Source organism: Nocardia miyunensis NBRC 108239, assembly GCF_001613065.1.
GTDB classification, from domain to species: Bacteria; Actinomycetota; Actinomycetes; order Mycobacteriales; family Mycobacteriaceae; genus Nocardia; species Nocardia miyunensis.
Map to the genome: position 1 here is coordinate 233,031 of NZ_BDBQ01000001.1, position 20,785 is coordinate 253,815.

Annotated in this window: 19 protein-coding genes and 3 pseudogenes; 12 read left to right on the plus strand and 10 right to left on the minus strand. The window is 65.2% G+C overall.

From position 1 onward, the window contains the following. Window positions 1-104 precede the first annotated feature (104 nt). The 4 genes from NM2_RS01045 to NM2_RS01060 are packed head-to-tail and all read left to right on the plus strand — an operon-like array spanning window position 105 to window position 3,886. Window positions 105-2,477 (plus strand): sensor histidine kinase, encoded by a 2,373-nt coding sequence (locus NM2_RS01045; protein WP_245717778.1) that lies wholly within the window; start codon window positions 105-107, stop codon window positions 2,475-2,477. Beyond that, a complete protein-coding gene (locus NM2_RS01050) occupies window positions 2,474-2,890 on the plus strand; it encodes a roadblock/LC7 domain-containing protein (protein ID WP_067662517.1) in 417 nt (138 codons plus the stop codon). The genes NM2_RS01045 and NM2_RS01050 overlap by 4 nt, the downstream gene beginning before the upstream one ends. Further along, window positions 2,890-3,267, plus strand: a complete 378-nt coding sequence (locus NM2_RS01055) for a DUF742 domain-containing protein (protein WP_067662520.1) — start codon at window positions 2,890-2,892, stop codon at window positions 3,265-3,267. The genes NM2_RS01050 and NM2_RS01055 overlap by 1 nt, the downstream gene beginning before the upstream one ends. Further along, a complete protein-coding gene (locus NM2_RS01060) occupies window positions 3,248-3,886 on the plus strand; it encodes a GTP-binding protein (protein WP_067662522.1) in 639 nt (212 codons plus the stop codon). Before NM2_RS01055 ends, NM2_RS01060 begins: the two co-directional genes overlap by 20 nt. Before the next feature lie 28 nt (window positions 3,887-3,914). On the opposite strand, the gene NM2_RS01065 is transcribed toward NM2_RS01060, so the two are convergent. Further along, window positions 3,915-4,328: a hypothetical protein gene (locus NM2_RS01065; protein WP_067662525.1), complete on the minus strand. Its 414-nt coding sequence runs from the start codon at window positions 4,326-4,328 to the stop codon at window positions 3,915-3,917. 216 nt (window positions 4,329-4,544) lie between these two features. Between NM2_RS01065 and NM2_RS01070 the strand changes: the two genes are divergently transcribed. The 3 genes from NM2_RS01070 to NM2_RS01080 all read left to right on the plus strand — a co-directional run bounded on the left by NM2_RS01070 (window position 4,545) and on the right by NM2_RS01080 (window position 9,946). Next, window positions 4,545-6,227 (plus strand): FAD-dependent oxidoreductase, encoded by a 1,683-nt coding sequence (locus tag NM2_RS01070; RefSeq protein ID WP_067662529.1) that lies wholly within the window; start codon window positions 4,545-4,547, stop codon window positions 6,225-6,227. Window positions 6,228-6,545: 318 nt separating this feature from the next. Next, the gene (locus NM2_RS01075) at window positions 6,546-8,807 is read left to right on the plus strand and encodes an acyl-CoA dehydrogenase family protein (RefSeq protein WP_218025818.1); all 2,262 of its coding nucleotides are present in this window, start codon (window positions 6,546-6,548) and stop codon (window positions 8,805-8,807) included. 47 nt (window positions 8,808-8,854) lie between these two features. Further along, window positions 8,855-9,946, plus strand: coding sequence for a Gfo/Idh/MocA family protein (locus NM2_RS01080; RefSeq protein ID WP_157120827.1), 1,092 nt, complete (start codon window positions 8,855-8,857; stop codon window positions 9,944-9,946). A gap of 22 nt (window positions 9,947-9,968) precedes the next feature. Here NM2_RS01080 and NM2_RS48630 read toward each other — a convergent pair whose 3' ends face one another. Continuing rightward, a complete protein-coding gene (locus NM2_RS48630; RefSeq protein WP_157120828.1) occupies window positions 9,969-10,106 on the minus strand; it encodes a hypothetical protein in 138 nt (45 codons plus the stop codon). 280 nt (window positions 10,107-10,386) lie between these two features. After that, window positions 10,387-10,620: pseudogene (locus NM2_RS51245) on the minus strand (acyl-CoA dehydrogenase family protein); the annotation flags it as partial. A 289-nt stretch (window positions 10,621-10,909) separates the two neighbouring features. Here NM2_RS51245 and NM2_RS52500 point away from each other — a divergent pair. After that, window positions 10,910-11,059 (plus strand): annotated as a pseudogene (locus tag NM2_RS52500) (ferredoxin); the annotation flags it as partial. Between the two features lie 41 nt (window positions 11,060-11,100). Here NM2_RS52500 and NM2_RS01090 read toward each other — a convergent pair. The 6 genes from NM2_RS01090 to NM2_RS52865 form a co-directional block, all read right to left on the minus strand. Next, window positions 11,101-12,024 (minus strand): SDR family NAD(P)-dependent oxidoreductase, encoded by a 924-nt coding sequence (locus NM2_RS01090; protein ID WP_067662535.1) that lies wholly within the window; start codon window positions 12,022-12,024, stop codon window positions 11,101-11,103. Window positions 12,025-12,060: 36 nt separating this feature from the next. Then, window positions 12,061-12,420: a Zn-ribbon domain-containing OB-fold protein gene (locus NM2_RS01095; protein WP_067662538.1), complete on the minus strand. Its 360-nt coding sequence runs from the start codon at window positions 12,418-12,420 to the stop codon at window positions 12,061-12,063. Next, window positions 12,417-13,670: a cytochrome P450 gene (locus NM2_RS01100; protein WP_067662541.1), complete on the minus strand. Its 1,254-nt coding sequence runs from the start codon at window positions 13,668-13,670 to the stop codon at window positions 12,417-12,419. Before NM2_RS01100 ends, NM2_RS01095 begins: the two co-directional genes overlap by 4 nt. 179 nt (window positions 13,671-13,849) lie before the next feature. Then, window positions 13,850-14,056, minus strand: a complete 207-nt coding sequence (locus NM2_RS01105; RefSeq protein WP_067662544.1) for a ferredoxin — start codon at window positions 14,054-14,056, stop codon at window positions 13,850-13,852. Next, window positions 14,053-15,246 carry a cytochrome P450 gene (locus NM2_RS01110; protein WP_067662547.1) on the minus strand — a complete coding sequence of 398 codons (1,194 nt, stop codon included), beginning with the start codon at window positions 15,244-15,246 and terminating at the stop codon, window positions 14,053-14,055. The genes NM2_RS01105 and NM2_RS01110 overlap by 4 nt, the downstream gene beginning before the upstream one ends. Before the next feature lie 44 nt (window positions 15,247-15,290). Continuing rightward, the gene (locus NM2_RS52865; RefSeq protein ID WP_369690288.1) at window positions 15,291-15,662 is read right to left on the minus strand and encodes a hypothetical protein; all 372 of its coding nucleotides are present in this window, start codon (window positions 15,660-15,662) and stop codon (window positions 15,291-15,293) included. Between the two features lie 320 nt (window positions 15,663-15,982). On the opposite strand from NM2_RS52865, the gene NM2_RS01120 reads away from it, so the two are divergent. Continuing rightward, the gene (locus tag NM2_RS01120; RefSeq protein ID WP_067662559.1) at window positions 15,983-16,774 is read left to right on the plus strand and encodes an SDR family oxidoreductase; all 792 of its coding nucleotides are present in this window, start codon (window positions 15,983-15,985) and stop codon (window positions 16,772-16,774) included. An 85-nt stretch (window positions 16,775-16,859) separates the two neighbouring features. Here NM2_RS01120 and NM2_RS01125 read toward each other — a convergent pair. Next, a pseudogene (locus tag NM2_RS01125) lies at window positions 16,860-17,551 on the minus strand (zinc-binding dehydrogenase); the annotation flags it as partial. A 419-nt stretch (window positions 17,552-17,970) separates the two neighbouring features. Between NM2_RS01125 and NM2_RS01130 the strand changes: the two are divergent. The 3 genes from NM2_RS01130 to NM2_RS01140 are packed head-to-tail and all read left to right on the plus strand — an operon-like array spanning window position 17,971 to window position 20,763. Continuing rightward, window positions 17,971-18,684, plus strand: coding sequence for an MlaE family ABC transporter permease (locus NM2_RS01130; RefSeq protein ID WP_067662561.1), 714 nt, complete (start codon window positions 17,971-17,973; stop codon window positions 18,682-18,684). 3 nt (window positions 18,685-18,687) lie between these two features. After that, complete coding sequence (locus tag NM2_RS01135; RefSeq protein ID WP_067662564.1) at window positions 18,688-19,548, plus strand: ABC transporter permease; 861 nt, start codon at window positions 18,688-18,690, stop codon at window positions 19,546-19,548. A 9-nt stretch (window positions 19,549-19,557) separates the two neighbouring features. After that, window positions 19,558-20,763 (plus strand): MCE family protein, encoded by a 1,206-nt coding sequence (locus tag NM2_RS01140; protein ID WP_169816083.1) that lies wholly within the window; start codon window positions 19,558-19,560, stop codon window positions 20,761-20,763. The last annotated feature ends 22 nt before the right edge of the window (window positions 20,764-20,785 follow it).

Here is a 20,785-nt window from a genome sequence, read left to right on the forward strand (position 1 = left end):
CGGCCCGAGCAGTGCGTGGCACAACTCCGCCACGGCCGGATTTTTAGTAAGATAATTGTGTTCATCTTGCCTATAAAGAAGGGGGATCAGGCTAGGCTTTGCCGGTGTTCAAGGCCAAACTCGGTGTCCGAGGCCAAATTTTGTCGATCGCACTGGTGCCGAGCCTGGCACTGCTACTCGTCGGGCTGTGGATCGCCACCGCTCTACTGATACAGGGTCGGCAGGCCGAGAACTGGGCGGCCGAGATCGACCGGAACACAGCGCCCGGTATGGACTTCGCCGTCCAAGCACAGAACGAGCGACGACTCACACTGATCAAGGTCGGTGGCGACGATCAGCACGACGGGCAGCTCACGGCCCAGCGTGCCCGCGTGGACGGCGCGATCCAAACTATTATCGCCGCCGGTCAGCGCATCAGCCACCTCAACGGCACTTTCTCCGGCGCCCTGACCGCGGCCCGATCTGTCACCGCCCAACTGCCGTCCATTCGTCAGCGCGCCGATGCCGGGACATTGACGGTGGACGAGGCCTACTCCTACTTCAACCAGCTCACCCAGGTTGCGGCCGGAGGCATGGAGATGCTGACCAGAGCTGCACCGACCTCCGAGACGGCCGCCGAGGAGTCCGACGCCGCCAGGCTTTTTCATATCGCGGAAGCGATGTCGAAGGGCAACGCCCTGGCCGCGGCCGCGGTCACCGGGAACAAGCTGTCCACAGGCCAACTCCTCGAATACGGTCGCCAAGTCGGCTTCTACCACAGCGAGATCTCCAATCTCGAGCCGCAGTTGAACGCGCAGGAGCAAGCATCCGTGCGTGCCCTTTCCGCCAGCGATCCCTGGCGACGCCTCGCGATGATGGAGGACGCCATCGCGCAACGCGGCATACCCCCGCTCTCGTCCCAGGCGACCACCGGCAGGATCAGAGATACAAGTGAGCCGGCTCCACTACCTCTGACCGTCGCCGACTGGCAGGACGCGGCCACCCAGGTCAGCACGGAATTGATCGACCTGTGGCAGACCCAGAACCATTACGCTCTGCGTTCGGCCGCCGAGCACGGCCAAACCATCGCCCGCAACTCCTTGCTCGGCGGCGGCGCGGCGCTGCTCGTCTCCGTCGCCGCATTCCTGATCGCCACCTGGCTTGCGGCACGCACCATCCGGCGCCTGCGTCGACTGCGCCACCGGACGCTCGCCCTCGCCGACGACCAACTGCCCCGGATAACCGAGCGACTCCGAGCGGGTCGACCTGTCGACCTCGAAACCGACGTCGCCCGGCTCGATTTCGGCACCGACGAGGTCGGTCAGGTCGCCGATGCGTTCAACCGCGCGCAGTTGGCGGCGATCACCGCGGCGGTATCCGAGGCCAGAACCCGGGCGGGGGTCAACGCGCTGTTCCTCAATATCGCCTATCGCAGTCAGCTGGTGATTCACCGTCAATTGGAGGTACTCGACCAAGCCGAACGTGAGCTGGACGATCCCGTACAGCTGGAGCTGCTGTTCAAACTCGATCACCTCGCGACCCGCGAGCGGCGTAACGCGGAGAATCTCATCATTCTGAGTGGTGGTCAGCCCGGCCGCCGGTGGCGCAACCCCGTCCCGCTGCTCGACCTGGTTCGCAGCGCTGTCACCGAGACCAAGGATTACGCTCGCGTGTGGGTCATCGGAGTCCCCGAAGGATCGGTTGCCGGCACCGCCGTCGCCGACCTCATTCACCTGCTGGCCGAACTGGTGGACAACGCGACGTCCTTCTCGCCGCCCGAGTCCCGAGTCGAGATCACCGGCAACGTCGTGGGTAAGGGGATCCTGGTCGAGGTCTCCGACCAAGGTTTGGGCATGGCGGCCGCGGACATCCAGCGCGTCAACGAAACCCTTTCCAACCCACCGGATTTCAGCGTGACCAACTTGTCGGATGATTCCCGGCTCGGGTTGTTCGTGGTCGCACTGCTGGCTGCCCGGCACAAGGTCTCGGTGCGCCTGGCCGAATCACATTACGGCGGCATTCGAGCCATCGTGGTCATCCCGTCCGAGCTGATCTCCACCGCGGCGGCGTCGAACGATCACCGGACCGCTGTGGATGTTCCGGCAACCCGGGCCGCAGATCCCGCACCGAACCCGCCGGAACCGGAGTACCAGCCCATGGTCTTCCACCATGACACGACGAACTACCCGGTGCCGGAGACCGCACCCGCCACGGAACAGGTCGCGACGGCGCCCTCGTTCTGGAACCCGGCCTCCGTCGATCCGCGTGGCGGCGACAAGCCGCCGCTGCCGCGTCGGCGCCGCCAGCAGAGCCTGGCGCCGGAGCTCGCCCAAGCGCCGCCCCCGCCCACTGCTCGGGGCAGCGAGACGGACAGCCCCCAGCGACCACGGTCCGCTGATCAAGCACGAAACCTGATATCGGCCATCGAGACCGGCACTCGCCAAGGCCGCCAGCTACGGCCCGACATCACCACCTACGACCCCGAAGGCCTCCGATGACAACTTCCGCTCACAATCTGGACTGGCTCCTGGACGACCTCGTCGCACACATTCCCGGTGTCCGCCACGCCGTTGTGCTGTCTACGGACGGTCTTCTACTCGGCCGCTCCACCGTCATGCCGGTCGAAGACGCGGAACGCTTCGCCGCCATGGCGGCTACCCTGCAGGGTCTGGCTCGCAGCGCCGGACACCGCTTCGCCGGCGGCAATGTCCGCCAAACCGTCATCGAACTCGACCACGCCGTCATGTTCGCCACCTCGGCGGGCCCCAACGCCTGCCTGGCGCTGCTCACCGACGAGACCACCAATATGGGTATGGTCGCCTACGAGATAAACCAAACCGTGCACCGAGTGGGCACCTACCTCTCGGCCGCACCCCGCCAGAGCTTCGGCCACATCGGCAACGCGGGCTGATGACCGGTCCGCACGCCTCTTGGTATGAGGAAGAGGCCGGTCCGCTCGTGCGTTCCTACGCGCTCACCCGTGGACGCACTCGCAGTCCACGATCCGACCTGGACTTGATCACCCTCGTCCTGGCTGTCGACACGACGACCGACCTGCGACGGCACGAACCCGAGTATCTCGACATCATGCGCTTGTGCCAAGCGCCGCAGTCCGTCGCCGAAGTCTCGGCCGCCCTGCGACTTCCGCTGATGGTGACGAAAATCCTACTCAGCGATCTGCTCGACGACGGCCACCTCATCTGCCGGTCCACGTCCCCCGTCACCGACACCGGGCTACACAGCCTCGAACTTCTACGAACGGTATTGGATGGCATACGCAACCTTTGACCCCAACACCGGGCCCGGCCTTGCCGCGTCGGTGAAGATCCTCATCGCCGGCGGCTTCGGCGTCGGCAAAACCACCACGGTCGCCGCCGTCAGTGAGATCGCCCCTTTGCGGACCGAGGAAGTCGTCACCGAAGTCTCCCGCACCATCGATGATTTATCCGGGGTCGAGTCGAAGACGACCACGACCGTAGCCATGGACTTCGGCCGCATCACCATTTCGCCCGAGTTGGTCCTCTACATATTCGGTACCCCCGGACAGGACCGATTCTGGTTCATGTGGGATGAGCTGGCTCTCGGCGCCCTGGGGGCGGTCGTACTGGCCGATACCCGCCGACTCGAGAGCAGCTTCGCCGCCGTCGACTACTTCGAACGCCGCGGCCTGCCGTTCGTCGTCGGTGTCAACTGCTTCGACGGCGCACCCCGCTACACGCCCGAGGAGGTGCGCTATGCCCTCGACCTCGCCGATCATGTGGCCATCACGCTCTGCGACGTCCGCCATCGCGACTCCGCCAAAGCCGTGCTCGTCACTCTGCTGGAATACCTCGTCGGCCGCACCGCACGGCACGCCGGATCCGAGAACCCACCCACGGCGTTCGACCAGACGGCCGGTTCGCAGTGACGACCGGCGGTTCGAGCCCAGGCCGAGCCTAGACCGACAACTCCCTGGCCGGGGCGCTCAGAACCAGACTCACCAGCTGTGACCGTGACGGCACCGGCCGAGCCGAATGCGGGTGCTGATACCAATAGGGACTGTTCGCGCCCGGAATCGGCAGTTCCAGCGTCCCGGTGTCCAAGGCGGTCACGCCCGCCTGTCGCAACCCGCGGCGTTCCGACTCCGCCACCGGCCGGTCCGGTGTAGCGAACATCAGCCACTGACCGGACCGGTACTCGAAGACCGGCACGGTCCACCCCCTCGACCGCGCTGCCGATTCGACCGCCCTGCCGATACCGGACGGCATGTCCAGGGCGCATACCTGGCATCCCAGTTCGATCATCAGCCGCATGGCGCCGGTCCACACCGAGGGGGACCACCGGGTGGTCCAAATTGTCGCCACGTCCATGTGAGCACACCGCCTGTCGGATTCGGCCCGTCGACGCTCACGTAGCTCGGCAGCGCAGTCGCGCGCCGGCCGCAAACCGACGAACCTGATCCATACAGTACAATAGGTGAACTTAATAAACCGTATAGACCAGTCGCATCCACCCCCGGGTGATCGGCCTCATCCGTGGAAGTGCCGAAAGTAGTTGCGACGCAAGAAATGTGAGGACCTCGTGCTATGGCCTTCGTAGTGACACAAAGGTGCTGCAATGATGCGAGCTGCTTGTCGGAGTGTCCGGTCGATTGCATCCGGCCCCGGCCCGAGGATCCGGACTTCGCGACTGCGGAGATGCTCTACATCGACCCGCAGACCTGTATCGACTGTGGCGCATGTGCCGATGCCTGCCCGGTCGACGCGATCTACTCCGAGGACGAGCTGCCCGCGGGTATGCAACGATACGCCGAGGTCAACGCCGACTATTTCGAGCGGCATCCGCTGGACGCGAAGATGATCCAACCGGCGCCTCCCGGCCGGGTAGCGAAGGAACTCGGAACTCTGCGAGTCGCCATCATCGGGGCGGGACCCGCGGCGGCCTATGCGGCAGAGGAGTTGATGCGACGCGCCGACGTCGAGGTGGAGATGATCGATCGGTTGCCGGCACCGCACGGACTGGTTCGAGCGGGCGTCGCCCCGGACCACGCGGGCACGAAAGCGATCACCACGATGTTCGAGGCGACGGCTCGGCACGGCGGCTTCCGATATCTGCTCAATGTCGAAGCGGGCAAACATATTTCGCATGCGGAGTTGATGGAATACCACCACGGCGTGATCTACGCGGTAGGCGCGGCGGCCGATCGCAGTCTCGGTATCCCCGGCGAATCGCTACCCGGCAGCCATTCCGCCGGTGAGTTCGTGGCCTGGTACAACGGACATCCCGATTACGCGGACCGCGTATACGACCTGTCGGGTGAACGCGCTGTCATCGTCGGAAACGGCAATGTGGCCATCGATATCGCACGCGTGCTCACACTCGACCCGGATGAGCTCGCCCGGACCGATATCGCCGATCACGCGCTGGCGGCCCTGCGCGACAGCAAGATCCGCGAGGTGGTCCTGTTGGGGCGGCGCGGCCCGGTCCAGGCCGCCTATACCTCACCGGAATTCCTTGCCCTGCAGCGGTTACCGGGGGTGGACGTAATAATCGACGAGTCCGAACTCGAGCTCGACCCGGCCAGCCGGGCGGCACTGGACGATCCGTACACCGAGCCGTCGACGCACCTCAAGGTCGAGCTTGCCCGCGAGTACTCACAGCGACCACAGGATCCCGACCGCAAACGAATCGTGTTCCGGTATCTCGTTTCGCCCGTGGAGGTGCTGGGCACCGATCGGGTCGGCGGGCTCACGATCGTGCGCAACGAACTCACCGAGTCCGGTGGTGATCTCGTCCCCCAACCGACAGATCGCACCGAAACGATCGCGACGTCACTGCTGCTGCGCTCGGTCGGATACCGCGGGCAACCGGTACCGGACCTGCCGTTCGACGAGTCCCGGCATATCGTGCCGAATGAGCGGGGGCGAGTGACAGCCGCCGACGGAACGCCCATGACCGGCGTATACGTAACCGGCTGGATCAAACGCGGTCCGCGCGGGGTGATCGGAACCAACAAGGCCTGCGCTCAGGAAACCGTGGCCGGTCTGCTGGACGATTTCGCCGCAGGCAAGCTGCCGGCGCCCCGGCACGACCGGCGGACCCTGCACGCACTGCTGGCCGTGCGTCAGCCCGATCTCATCGACGGCAGCGGCTGGCGAGCCATCGATGCCGCTGAACGCGAGCGTGGCAAACAGAACGGCCGCCCCCGAGTCAAATTCGTCTCGGTCGCGGATATGCTGGCCGCATCTCGAGGCCGCCTACCTGCATGAACCCAGATCGCGCCCACCGGACGAGCTTGCAGGCGACGGGCGCCAACCGGCACGATCGGGTTATCGGGATGCCCGATATCGCGGCCACGGCCGAGCCGAGCATCCAGTTGTAGACCGCGACGCGATCAGGCGCGATATCGCGGACGAAGGCGCTCTGCTCGGTCTCGGCGCAAGCGAGAGCCACCGGGCCGAACTTCGTGCGCTTGCTGACCGGTCCGTGCCGGACCGGCGCTTTACCGCGCTGTCGGCTCAACTGATCCCACATGGCATAATCAATTATATGATTAAGTTCTTCGTGTGCGCCGGAGGGGACAACCTGTGATCAATTCGTCTGTAGTCGTTGCCGACACCGAAGAGCAGCAGTCGCTTGTCGAAACAATCGGTCAGCTGCTCGGCCGCCATTGGGGTCCCGGTTCCGCGCACAAGCTCGTCCAGGACCCCGAGCGGGTCAGCGAGGTTCCGCTGTGGTCGGAGCTCGCGGAGATGGGCGTGGCTGGACTGCCGGTCCCCGAATCCCGGGGCGGATCCGGTGGCAGTTGGGCAGATTTCGCGGTGGCCGCCGAAGCGCTCGGTGCTGTCGTGGCGCCGGTGCCGGTCATCGCGGTGGCGGGTGCGCTCGGCGCGCTGAGTTCACCGAACGTCGCGGGCGACGAACTGCTGGCGCGGGTCGCCTCGGGCCGAAGCGTCCCGGCCGTCGCGTGGACCGAGCACACCGGAATGCCCGCAGTCGCGGGACGATTCGATGCCGTCGCCGGTGACAGCGCGGACCGGGTTCTGGTGTCCGGCTCAGCCGAGTTGATCCTGACTCCGGAAGCCGACGTCGTCATCCTGCTCGCCGACGGCGAAGCCGGGCCGCTGCTGGTCGCGGTGTCCACGTCCGACTCACAGGCGGTGCGCATAGAGCGGACGCAGAGCCTCGACCTGCTGCGGCCGCTCGGTGCCCTGACCGCGCAACGGGCAGTCGCTACCGTCCTGGCCGCCGGCGACGATGCGGTGGCGGCGATGCGGCGCAGTCTGGTCACCGCGGGACTGACCCTGGCGAGCGAATCGATCGGCGTTGCGAGCCACTGTCTGTGGGCCGCAGTCGATTACGCTGCTGTACGCGAACAATTCGGCAAGCCGATCGGCGCGTTGCAGGCCGTCAAGCACAAGTGTGCCGACATGCTGGCGCACGTCGAACTGGCGCGAGCCACCGCCCGAGAGGTCGCCGAGTTGCTGGATTCCGGCGCGGGCGCCGCTGCCCTGGATCGGGCAGTCGCCCTGGCGCTGCTCGAATCCATCACGGCCGCACAGCACGTCACCGCGGACTACATCCAGGTTCTGGCCGGGGTCGGCTTCACCTGGGAGCACGAAGCGCACCTCTACTATCGCCGGGCCGGGGCCTCGGCCCCGCTGTTCGGCGGTGCGAGCGCCGCCCGCGAGTGCCTGGACCCCACGCGGCACGCCGCCGCGTCGACCGTGGCCACCGAGGTCGCCCCCGGCAGCCCCGCCGCCGAGCTCGCGGCCGCCGTCGCAACCTTGCTGCCGCTGCATCATGCCCGATGGGGCGCCGACGATTCCTTCCCCGCCCGGCTGTCCTGGCAGCAGCGGCTGCACGAGGCGGGCTGGATCGCACCGCACTGGCCGAAGGAATTCGGCGGACGTGGGCTCTCGATCGTCGATCAGGTCGCCTGCGACCAGGTACTGGCCGGCTCACGCGCGCCGATGCTGGCCGGAGTCCTGGGTGTGAACAACGTTGCCCCGACCCTGATGCACTACGGCACCGCGGAGCAGCGCGAACACCTGGCCGCCATCCAGGCCGGCACCGAAGTGTGGTGTCAGGGCTTCTCCGAGCCCGGCTCGGGTAGTGATCTCGCGAGTCTGCGCACCCGGGCAGTGCTCGACGGCGACGAATTCATCGTCAACGGCCAGAAGATCTGGACCTCGGAGGGTATGGAAGGCACGCACTGCCTGCTGCTGGTGCGCACCGACCCGCAGGCGCCCCCGCACAAGGGGATCTCGGCCCTGCTGGTCCCGATGGACACCGCCGGAATCACCCGCCGCCCGATCACCCAGATCACCGGTGAAGGCGGATTCGCCGAGGTGTTCTTCGACGACGTCCGTGTGCCGCGAAGTGCACTGCTGGGCCCGTTGCACGAGGGGTGGAAGGTAACAATGACGACACTCGGCTTCGAACGCGCCGGGGTGATCATGATGGCCGGACGTCTCGAACAGACCGTCCTCGATCTGGTCACCACCCTGACCGACCACGACCTGGCCGCGCATGCCCGCGCCGAACTCACCGACCGGCTCAGCGAGGCGCGCGCGGTCGGACTCCTGGGCAAACGCGCGCTGGGCCGGATCGCCGCCGGTGGTGCACCGGGCGCCGAACATTCTGTGATCAAACTGGTCTGGAGTACGACAATGCAGGCGATCGGCGACACCCACCTGCGGGTGCTCGGTCCCGCCGCGATCACCTCCGCGACCGGCGCCGCCGCACAGCGCGACTACCTGATGTCGCGCTCGGCCACGATCGCCGGCGGCACCACCGAGATCATGCGCAACATCCTCGCCGAGCGAGTGCTCGGCATGCCGAAGTAGGTACGTACACAACACCTGCGGAACGTCAGCACGAACAAGGAGAAGCGGTGTCCGATCGGTTGAGAGTCGGGATAATCGGCGTCGGATGGGGCGTGCACGTGCAGGTACCCGCGTTCCGGGCGGTCCCGGAATTCGAGGTGGTGGCGTTGTGCGCCCGAACCGGCGCCAGCGTCGAAAAGGCCGGCGGCCGTACCGGAATCACGGATCTGAGCACCGATTGGCCCGCCTTCGTCCGGCGTCCCGACCTCGATGTCATCTCCATCGCGACGCCGACGGTAGCCCACCACGATCAGGTCCTCGCCGCGGTCGAGGCGGGAAAGCATGTGCTGTGCGAGAAACCGCTGGCGCTCACCGACGACGACGCGCGCGATATGCTCACCCGCGCCGAGGACAAGGGTGTGGCCCACGCGGTGTGTTTCGAGGACCGCTGGTCACCGGAGAAGTACGCGGCGCGCGAACTGATCTCCGCCGGCCACCTCGGCACACCGTATTCCGCGCGGGTGAGCGCCCGGGTCGACTATTGGCATCCAGCCCATCCACTGCAATCGGAATGGATGTATCGCAGCGCCGACGGTGGCGGTTACCTGCTCGGCCTGGGCGCCCACGACCTCGACTACCTGTGCTGGTTGTTCGGGGACCCGCGCGCGGTGTGCGCCGACGTGCGTACCACCGTGCCGACCCGGCAGCGCCCGGACGGCACCTTGCTCGAGATCGACGCCGACGACACCGCATCGCTGCTGATTCGTTTCGAGTCAGGGGTCGTGGCCACCCACACGCTGACCGCGATGGGCCTGCACGCGGGGGCGTCCTACCACCTCGACATCACCGGCAGCGCCGGTGCTGTAGCCATCGAGGGCACACTGTTCGAACGCACCCTGCTGGCCGGTACCGCCGAGGAGCCCGGACTGATCACCTCACCCGGCTCATCCCGCATCCCACGCTCCGGTGCCCTGTCCTTCGAGGGCGGAGCGCGCAACGGAGCGGCGCGGCAACTGGCGCTGCTGCTCGAAGATTGGCTTCCGGCCTTCGACGGAAAGCCGACCCCCGAAGTACCCGGTCTCGCGGACGGACTGCGGGTCCAGCGCATCGTCACCGCCGCGCGCCGGAGCTCGGCGGGTGCGGGATGGGTCGAATTGTGAACGGGGACTGCGCTATCCGGAATCACGGCAGCCGGAAGTAGACACTTTCCGCTCGGCGGCCGGATCCGCCGAGATGTGCGTCGGTGAACTGGGCAACTGCCACCAGCCGTGTCGCACCGACCTCGGTGATGACATACGGAATCAGCGACGGATGCGTCACCTCCGGGGCCGCTGATGTGCCGGACGTTCCTGTTCCGACACTGGTAGCTATCCAATTCCGCTGTGGTGCAACCAAATTCGTGAACCATCCGACAGATGATGTCCGGCGGCGGGGCCGCCGCACACACGGCGGCCTGCAACCTGCGAGAGGTCTCGGCCAGTTCGGCGTATTCCGATGTCGTGCGCTCGGATATAGGGAGCTGCGAAACCATCAGCGGCTCTTATCGATTCGGCTCGAGCAGCCGGTCGGCGATCATCGAGACGTCGGCCCGGAAGTCATCCACGACCTGGCCGAGCACACTCAGCCCGGCGCCACCGAACCGCTCCGGTATCTGCAGCGCCCACAAGCCGAGCCGACGGGCCTTGTCCTGCAAGGTAATCAGCTGCTCGCGGGGCAACCCGGCGACATCGTGCGGCAGCCGTTGTTCGAGAGGATGTACCTCGGTCCGCATGAATCCACGCACGGTGTCGCGCAGCAGCCGGAACTCCTCGGGCAGCTCCCAGGCGCCGGTCAGCCGGGCATCAGATCCAGTCGGCCGGCAGGTTGCCCGGTGATCCCCCGGAGGGGTTGTACCGCACCGTCGGTCGCCCGCAATCCGGCGGCGCGGCGCACCGCTACCGGTCGGCGCAATCGGACGGGTGCGCATCAAGAGCGGCTGTTCGATGCGCGGCTACTGGAACGCCCCGGAGCCGACCGCCTCGGCATTCGACGACCAGGGCCAGCGGCGATCACGGGCAATTCGACGCCGACAATCCGCTACCGCCGAGAAGGAACACACCATGAGCACCCGCTAGCGCATTCACATCGATCTCGGCCGGCGCGAAGGACACGGCCAGTGCGCGGCCGTGGCACCGCAACCCTACGAACTCGACGACGACGGATTCGCGCTCCGCGCCGATCTCGACGTCGCGCCCGAACTCGTCGACGAGGCCTGTTCCGGGCTCACGGCCTGCCCAATGAGCGCCGGCCGTTACCGATGTGTTCCCCTCGGCTCCTATCCGCCCAGGCGCAGGCCGGGCGCTCGGGTGCCGAAAATATCGGTACCCATGACGATGCCGAGTTTGTTCGCGTCCCAGCGCTTTCCATCACTCGACGCGGCCGCCGCCGAGGTCCAGCCCCGCATCAGCTGAATGGTGTCGCCCATGGCCCGGATGACCTGCCCGCTGACGTGCGCCGCCTCGGGGCTTGCCAGCCACGCGACCACCGGTGAACCCAGTGACGGGTCCTTGGGATCGAACTCGTCCTCGCCGAGTTCACCGGGCTCGATCGGCGTCCCCGCACCGGACATGGTCGCCGACATGCGCGTGCGACCGCCGGGGCTGATCGCGTTGACCGTGGCGCCGATCGAGGCCAGCTCGAGACTCAGCGTCTGGGTGAGCGCGACGATCGCCGCCTTGGCGGCGCTGTAGTTGGTTTGGCCGAAGTGACCGTGCAGCCCCGCACCGGAGGTCGTATTGATGATGCGGCCGTACACCTTCGCACCGGTGGCCTTCGATTCCTCTCGCCACTTGCGCGCCGCCGCTCGGCTGGTGAGCCAGGTGCCGCGAACGTGGACTCGCATCACCGAGTCGAAATCATCGGCGCTCATATTCCAGATCGCGCGGTCACGGACGATACCGGCATTGTTGACCACGATATCCAATCGGCCGAGCTGGGAATACGCTCGCTCGACGAGCAGGTCGATCTGCTCCTCGTCCCCGACGTTGCTGAAATCGGAGATCGCCTTGCCCCCGCGGTCTTCGATCAGGCGCACGACCTCATCGGCTACCTTGCCGGTTCCCTCACCGGAAACCGACGTTCCCAGATCGTTGATGATCACTGTGGCGCCGTGCTTGGCCAATTCCAGGGCGTGCCCGCGCCCGATGCCGTGTCCGGCTCCGGTCACCAACGCGACCTTTCCGTCGAGCAATCCGCTCATCTGGGCGATCCTCTCCTCATTGTTCGGTAACGATCGTCATGCCTCGATCGGCGTGAACACGACCGCGTATGTCGGGTCGACGATTTCGCGGAATGCGGCCCGCACCGGCATGCCGATACGCACGTCGGCGGGGTCGATTCCCTCGATATTGGTCACCACTCGCGGCCCCTCGTCGAGTTCGACGACCGCAGCGATATACGGCAACCGCGATGCGAACGGCTCCAGGTCGTCGACATACACCGTGGAGAACGAGTAGACCGAGCCGGTGCCGTTCGCCTCGACCGCTTCGTCAATGCGATCGAGCTGGTCGGGGCGGATGGCATTGGCTGCCTCGGGCCGCTCGAGAGTGATCGTGAGGACGCCGCTGTCGATCTTCTGCAGGAGCGCATCGGTCATCGGGGCGTGTACCTCACATTCAGATGTTTGATGCCGTTCACGAAATTCGAGCGCAGCAGCGTCGGTTCGCCGACGGCCTCGAGGTCGGGAAAGCGCGAATACAGGGCTTCGAATGCGATATTCAGCTCCAGCCGCGCCAAGTGCGCGCCCAGGCAGAAGTGCGGCCCAGGCGCACCGAATGCCAAGTGCGGATTCGGATTGCGGGCGATATCGAAAACATACGGGTCCTCGAACACCGCGTCGTCGCGATTGGCCGAGGTGTACCACAGCACGACCTTGTCCCCCTCGGAGAACACTTGATCACCGAGTTGGACGCCGTCGTGGGTCACGGTGCGGCGCATGTGGATCACCGGGCTCGCCCAACGCAGAATTTCCTCGATCGCGGTGGGTGCCGACGCGCGATAGTCGGCCATCCAATTGTCGCGCTGCTCGGGGCGCCGACTCAGGGCGTATACACCGTGCGTCAGTGCGTTGCGCGTGGTCTCGTTGCCGGCCCCGACCAGCAGGATGAAGAATTTCGCCATCTCCTGCGGGGTCAGATTGTCGCCTTCCTTCGCGGCGACCAGCATGCTGATCACATCGTCACGTGGATTGGCGATCCGTTCCTCGGACAGATTCTGCAACAGCTCGATCAGCCGTTCGCTGGCCTCGGTCACCGCACCGGCGATACCCGCGGCGGACTGGTCGGGTATGTATTCGGCGTCCGAGGCACCCAGGATCGTGTTCGTCGCCGCGAGAATATCCGCCTCGTGCTCCTGCGGAATGCCGAGCATGACGCTGATGATTCGAAGCGGAAGAAGCGCCGCGAAAGTGGCGACGAAGTCGCATTCCCCCGTGGAGGGCATCGCGTCGAGGATTTCCTGGGTGGTCGATTCGACCAGGCCGCGAATTGATTCCAGGCTCTTGTTGGTGAATCCCCGGGACACGATCTTGCGGACCCGGGAGTGTTCCGGATTGTCCATATCGATGATCGACCCCCGATACTCGCGCAACGCGCGCGGCTGGTCGAAAATCTGAGTGCCCTCCCCCGAGGCGAAATCCTCGGGTCGCCGGCTCACCTCGAGCAGATCGGCATGGCGGGTCAACGCCCAGAAACCCTTCGTCCGGTCCGGTCCACCACCGAGCGGGACGAAAGCCCGCGGGTTGTCCCGGCGCAGGGCGTCGAACCGGGCATCTCGCTCCGCCTGGTCGGTCTGTTGCCACCAGTCGAAATCGACCAGCACGTCTGCGGCCTCATTGGCTCCGATCATCGGCTGTTTCCTCGCTCGTCGTCACGTCTTCGGCGGACTCCGGGCGATACCGGATCGCAGCCGAAATCCCCATCGACTTCCAATTCTGGCACTAGTGTCACTCTTTCGCAACCCGCTGTACCTGGTCATTATCGATCGAATAGGCTCATTAGCGATCATTACTTGACATTAATGTCACTCTATTGGTCGCTGCGCTCGACTACGCTGATCGCTCGCTCGGGACAGCTGCGGGCACCGCGGCGGGCCGACTCGGCTAGCCGATCCGCCACTACGCCACCCCCGGCGACCTGTCCGTACCCCTGCTCGTCGTCGACGAAGACCTCCGGCGCATTCGCATAGCACATGCCGTGCCCGGTGCAGACGCTGTGATCTATCGTGACCTTCATTCTCCGGCCTCTCTCCCGAACGTCAGGTGCAGAGATTCGAGTCCGGTGGTGCCCCGCGGCCAGCCCACCCGCGGGGTCGTGCCCGGCGTGATCCAGTAGTCCGGAATCCGCGTATGCCACTGCTCATACACGATGCGCATCTCCAGCCTGGCCAGATGCGATCCCAGGCAGCGATGTACGCCCATCCCGAAACTGATGTGCGGATTCACTCCGCGATGGAAGTCGACCGCATACGGGTCGTGGTGGCGATCCTCGTCACGATTGGCCGCCGCCAGATAGGCGGTCACCCGGGTACCAGCCGGCAACGCTCGTCCGCCAAGTTCCGTCTCCTCGCTCGTCACGCGCGGCAGGAACGGAGCCGGTGGATCCAATCGCAGCAATTCCTCGGTTGCTGCCGGAATCAAGGACGGATCGTCCACGATCTGCCGTCGCTTGTCCGGATTTTCGGCCAGCCGCTGCATGCCCAAGCCGAGCGCGTCCATGACCGTGTCGAGACCGGCCAGCACGAACAGGAAGCACAAACCGGTGGCTTCCTCATCGCTGAGCGCATCGTCACCCGTCAGGGCGAGCACCTGACTCAGGACGTCCTCGCCGGGCTGACCACGCCGTTTCTGGATCAGATCCGTCAGGTACACGAACAGCTCAGCCGCCTTCTGCATCCCCTCCTGGGTAGCGGCGTCGACCGAGGTCTCACCCGCGGCGCTGGTCAAACCGAGCACCGCATCCTTCCACTCGACGAACTGATCACGCATTTCCAGCGGCAGACCGAACAGCGTCAAAAAGACCTGGACCGGGAAGACCGCGCCGATCTCAGCGACGAAATCGCAGCTGCCCCGCCGCGCGATCGGCTCGATGAGGTCGATCACCTGCTGCCGTAGCTCCGGCTCCCTCGGGTTGATCACGCGTGGACTGAAGAACGGCTGCAGAATCCTGCGATAGCGGGCCTGCTCGGGCGGGTCGAAGGCCAGCGGAACCAGCGGAATCGGACTCCCCAGCACATCGAACGCCTTCTTCGAGGAGAAGATCGAGGGCTGCTTGAGCACAGTCTCGATGAGATCGCGGTGGGTCACCGCCAAGCCGCCCTCAACCTCCACCAGGGGATGTCGACGCATGACGCGCCAGGCACCGTCGCGATCATCGGCCATCGGCAGATCGTCGGTGTTGATCGCACCGGATACTTCGGCTGTCATCGTTGACCCCTGTCCGCACGGTTATCGGTCGGCGCCCACCGGCCTCAGTCGATTGTATAGATAAATAATTGAACTTCAACGCTCCGTTGCTGCCGAATGCCGGAGCGAATCGCGATTCGATTCCATTGCGGCCGGCCCACGATCTCCTCAGCCAGGCGTTCACCCGCCTCCCGCCTGGTGAGCAGATCCTGATCCACCCAGTCCGCGGCCTCGATGTCCTTGTGAGCCAAGATGATTCGCCTTTCCGTTGACGCGCTTTCAGTTGACGCGGGGAATTTGAACAGCTTGCGGGCGTTCAGTTCGACGACCTTGTGCGCATCGGCGTCGGAAACCTCCTGCAGCAATTTGCCGGTGAACTCGCGGCTGTTGGGCCAGTCCGAGTGCGGGTAGTCGCACTCCCGCAGGATGTTGTCCACACCGATCGCCTCGCGGCGAGCAGATGCCCTCACCGTCATCGATGAAACAGCCCCAGATGTGCTCGCGGACCAGATCCGACGGGCGCACCTCCTTGTTCACGTTCTGGGAGTACGTCGACGGGGTCGGATCCGGAATCTAGTTTCTGACACTGCGTGATCTAATGACTGCAGTCACAACCGTCAACCACCAGTTCAATACCGGTGTTAAGAACGACTATCGCAACTTCCGTTCACGCCGTCACACCTATACAGTGACGGACCTGCATAGATTTCTGACATCACAGTCATCACTTTCGAACGGTCTCGGGAAGGACGTCCACATGGATCTGTCAGTGCGCGACAAGGGCTATCTGGTCCTCGGCGGGACGGCGGGCATCGGGCTCGCCGCCGCGCGATCGCTCGCCGAGGACGGCGCGGCAATCGTGGTCATCGGGCGCGATCGCGAACGCGGCGTGAAAGCCGCCGCCGAACTGGCCGAGGCCGGGGCCACCCGAGTGACCAGCCTGTCGTTCGACGCCGCGCAGGAAGGCCAGGCCGCCCAAGCGATCGCGCAAGCGGTCGAATTCCTGGGCCGGCTGGACGGTGTAGCGGTCACCACCGGCACTACCGGTCACGACCCGATATCGGCCACAGACGAGCAATGGACCGCCGCGTTTCGCGACGTCGTGCTCGGCACCACCCGCACGATCGAGGCAGCACTGCCGCATCTGATCGCGACCAAGGGCACTGTCGTCACGACGGCCGCCTACTCGATCAGGTCACCCGAGATCGCCCGCCTGCCCTTCGCCGGGCTCAAGAGCGCGGTGGCCGTATTCACCAAGGGAATCGCGAAAGAGTATGGGAATCAGGGTATTCGGGCGAACTGCGTCTGCCCGGGCGCGGTCGAGACCGACTCGCTGCGCGCGGTGCGCGACTACCTCGCCGCCGAACGCGGTTACCCGCGCGAGGAGGCACTCGAACGCGTCATGGTCGAAGAATGGGGATTCACCGCGGCGCTGGGGCGGCCGGGCCAGCCACACGAGGTCGGTGAGCTCATCGCGTTCTTGCTCTCGCCACGGGCCGGATTTCTCACCGGTGCGCTGATCAACATCGATGGCGGAACAAACTTCTGACCGGGCCGAGGTGAGGGGATGTCCGCAGACTCCCCCACCGCGCCGGTGCGACACGGCGCGGAAGAGCCGCCTGCCCCTGTGCTGCGGCGTCGGCCACCGGATAGCGCAGCACACCGTGCAAATTGCGGCCCCGGCGCATATCATCGTAGCCGTCGTTGATCTTCTCCAGCGGGTAGGTGCGACTCACCACCGCATCCAGGTCGACCTGACCATTGCCCCAGAGCTCCAGGATATTCGGAATGTCCGCACGCGGATTCGCCGAGCCGTAGAGGCTACCGATGATCCGCTTCTCGGTCAGAGTCAGATCCATCATGTTGACCGAGACCTCCCGCGCGGCCATCGGATGAATATTGGTGACGATCAGCTCGCCGCGCTTGGCGGTCATCGCCAGCGCCTCTTCGATCAGGCGACCCTCGCCCACGCCCATCGTGCAGATGAACCGGTCGGCACCGCGGTTCCAGGTTGCCTCGCGCACGACCTCGGGCGCCTCGTCCCAGGAGGCCCCCACATGGGTGGCTCCCATCCACAGGGCCGCCTCGCGCTTGGACTCGGCGGGATCGATCGCGACGATGGTTCGCGCCCGAACAAGCGCGCGCACTACACCGCCGCCGCACCGACGCCGCCGACTCCGGCGACCACCACGTTGTGACCGGGCCGGATACCGGCAGCGTAGACCGCCGACCCCCACCCGGTGACGAAACCGCAACCGAGCAGGCAGGCTCGATCCAGCGGATGGTCCGGCTCGATCTTGATACACCTGGCCTCGTTCACGACGGTGCGAGCGCGGCTTCTCGCCGACAGAGCTGACCGGCTCCCCGCGTATCCCAGGCGGGCGGGCCGGACAGGCCTCTCGCCGACTATTAGCTGAAGCGGCCCCCTACGGCCATTTCATGGTCAGCCGTCCATGAAATGCGCCCAGTCGCAGCCGATTCCCGCCCCCACCTGCACACAGTACCCGGCGCTCAACTGTGATTTTGTTGGGCCAGCCTAAGTTTTATTCATCTAATCTATTCAACCTATTGATCTTTTTTTACGACTATGTCATTTTGGTTGCCGACGATGGATGTGACGGTCGGCACAGCTCGGTATGCACATCCGACAGGTACATCCAGGAGGACACGGTGCAGCCGAAACCCGATGGGCCACTGGGCCACAGGCTGCGCGTGCCGGTGTCCGCGGTAGGAGGGTTCTTCTCCATGTGCGCGGCCACGGCTCGCGCCGCGACCAAGAGGCCGTATCAGTGGTCGGAGTTCTTCGAGCAGGGCTGGTTTCTGGTCCGCGTCGCCCTGCTTCCGACTCTGCTGGTCGCCATTCCATTCACCGTGCTGGTGATCTTCACGCTCAACATCCTGCTCGTAGAATTCGGTGCCGCCGATCTGTCCGGCGCCGGAGCGGGACTCGGCGCGGTGACGCAGGTCGGTCCTCTGGTTACGGTGCTCATCGTCGCCGGGGCCGGTGCCACCGCCATCTGCGCCGACCTCGGCTCCCGGACGATCCGGGAGGAGATCGACGCCATCAAGGTCCTGGGCATCGATCCCATACAGCGACTGGTGGTGCCGCGGGTGTTCGCGTCGACGATCGTCGCGTTGTTACTGAACGGACTGGTGGTAACCATCGGATTGATCGGCGGATTCCTGTTCTCGGTGTACGTGCAGAACGTGACCCCCGGCGCTTATGTATCGAGCCTGACGCTGGTCACCGGCCTGCCCGAGGTGGTCATTTCGGAAGTCAAAGCGGGCCTGTTCGGGCTGATCGCGGCACTGGTCGCCAGCCATATGGGCCTAACCGTCAAAGGCGGACCGAAGGGAGTCGGCGATGCGGTCAACGAGACCGTGGTCTACGCGTTCATGGCGTTGTTCGCGGTGAATGTCGTGGTTACCGCGGTCGGCGTCAAGGCAACGTTGGGATAACGAATGACTGAGGAAATATCGGTATTTCGAAGTCGGTACCCCCGGGTGGCGCACCGGCTCGCCATGCCCGGCCGGGCGATGGATCACGTCGGACATCAGGGGTGGTTCTTCTACCAGGGGTTCCGGCAGATGGGTCACGCCGTGCGGACCTACCGTATGGAGATGCTGCGCATCGTCGCCGAAATGGGAATGGGCACCGGCGCACTGGCGATCATCGGCGGCACCGTCGTCATCGTCGCGTTCATGACCCTGTCGGCGGGCGCGCTGCTGGCGATCCAAGGCTTCGCATCCCTCGGAGATATCGGCGTCGAGGCATTGACCGGCTTCTTCGCGGCATTCATCAATGTGCGCATCGTCGTGCCGGTAACCGCCGGTATCGCCCTCGCGGCGACAATCGGGGCCGGGGCCACCGCGCGCATCGGCGCCATGCGGATCAGCGAGGAGATCGACGCACTGGAGGTCATGGCGATCCGCTCGATTTCCTATGTCGTCTCGACGCGGGTGATCGGCGGGCTGATCGTCATCATTCCGCTTTATTCGATGGCCGTTCTGATGTCATTTCTGTCGTCCCAGGTCTACACCACATTCCTGGCCGGTCAGTCCTCCGGCGTCTACAACCACTATTTCTACACATTCCTGCGGCCGACGGACCTCATGTGGTCATTTGTCCAGGCAATCACGATGGCCGTGACCGTAATGCTCATCCACTGCTACTACGGCTTCCACGCCGCCGGCGGTCCCTCCGGGGTCGGTCATGCCGTGGGACGTGCCGTGCGCGCTTCGCTGGTCGCGGTCGTGATGGTCACACTTCTGGTCTCCCTGGCGGTGTACGGCACCTCGGGCAATTTCAATCTCGCGGGATGAGGAGGCATGATGCTCGGTCGCGCACCGCGGTCGCACGACAAAAATCCGCCGTACAAGGTCATCTCGGTCGTTTTCGTCGGCTCGGTTACCGCTCTCGTCGTTTTCTGCGTGGCGTCCTTTCGCGGCGACTTCGTGGCCACCGTTCCGGCGACAGTGGTTTCGCCGCGGTCGGGGCTCATCATGGAGGTCGGTTCCAAGGTCAAGCTGCACGGCGTCGAGATCGGCCACGTCGACCGGGTCGGTACCACCGGACAGAACGCCACGATCTCGCTCGCCCTCGATCCCTCCGAACTGCATAAAATCCCGTCGAATGTGGTGGCCGAAATCAAGCCCACGACGATATTCGGCGCCAAATACATCGAATTGGTTACTCCGGACGGCCCGGCGAGCACATCCCTGGCCGCCGGAGCGCGCATTCACACACGCGGCGTCACCACCGAGATCAACACCGTATTCCAGGAGATCGTGGCGGTGATGAACAGGATCGAACCGGATAAACTCGACACCACCCTCACCGCGGTCTCGGAAGGGCTGCACGGACGCGGCAACGATCTCGGCCAGACCGTCGATCAACTCGACGACACCCTGACACAGCTGAATCCCCAACTGCCCCAACTGCAGAGGGACCTGCGTGGCACCGCCGCCGTGACCCGGACACTCGGTGATGCCGGCACCGACCTGATGTCCATCCTGCGCAGTACGACCGTGACGTCCGATTCGATCGTCGAAAAGAAGGATGATGTTGCCGCACTGCTCGTTTCCGCGATCGGCCTGGGCGCGAACGGTAACACCTTTCTCGGCGACAACCGACACGGAATGGTCGACTCCATGCGCCTGCTGACACCGACGACGGCCCTGCTGGCGAAGTACAGTCCCCAATTTCCCTGCATGTTCCATCTCGGCGCGACGGATGCGGCCATCGAGCCGTCGGTCGTCGACGAGACCGGATATTCGGCCTCCCTGGACGTCGGACTATTGGCCGGCGACAATCCCTACAGCTACCCGGAGAACCTCCCGGTCGTGGCCGCGAAGGGCGGACCGCGCACCGAGCCGGGCTGCTATGCGCCGACAACCTGGAACAACTATCCGGCGCCGTACCTCAGAATGAACACCGGCGCCCCACAGAACGGACCCGACAGCGATCATCCGAAGTTGGGCGACCCCAGCGTCATCCAGTATCTGTTCGGTAATGCGCTGGCCGGTAAGGGGCGCTGATGAGAATTAGCTCAAATATGCT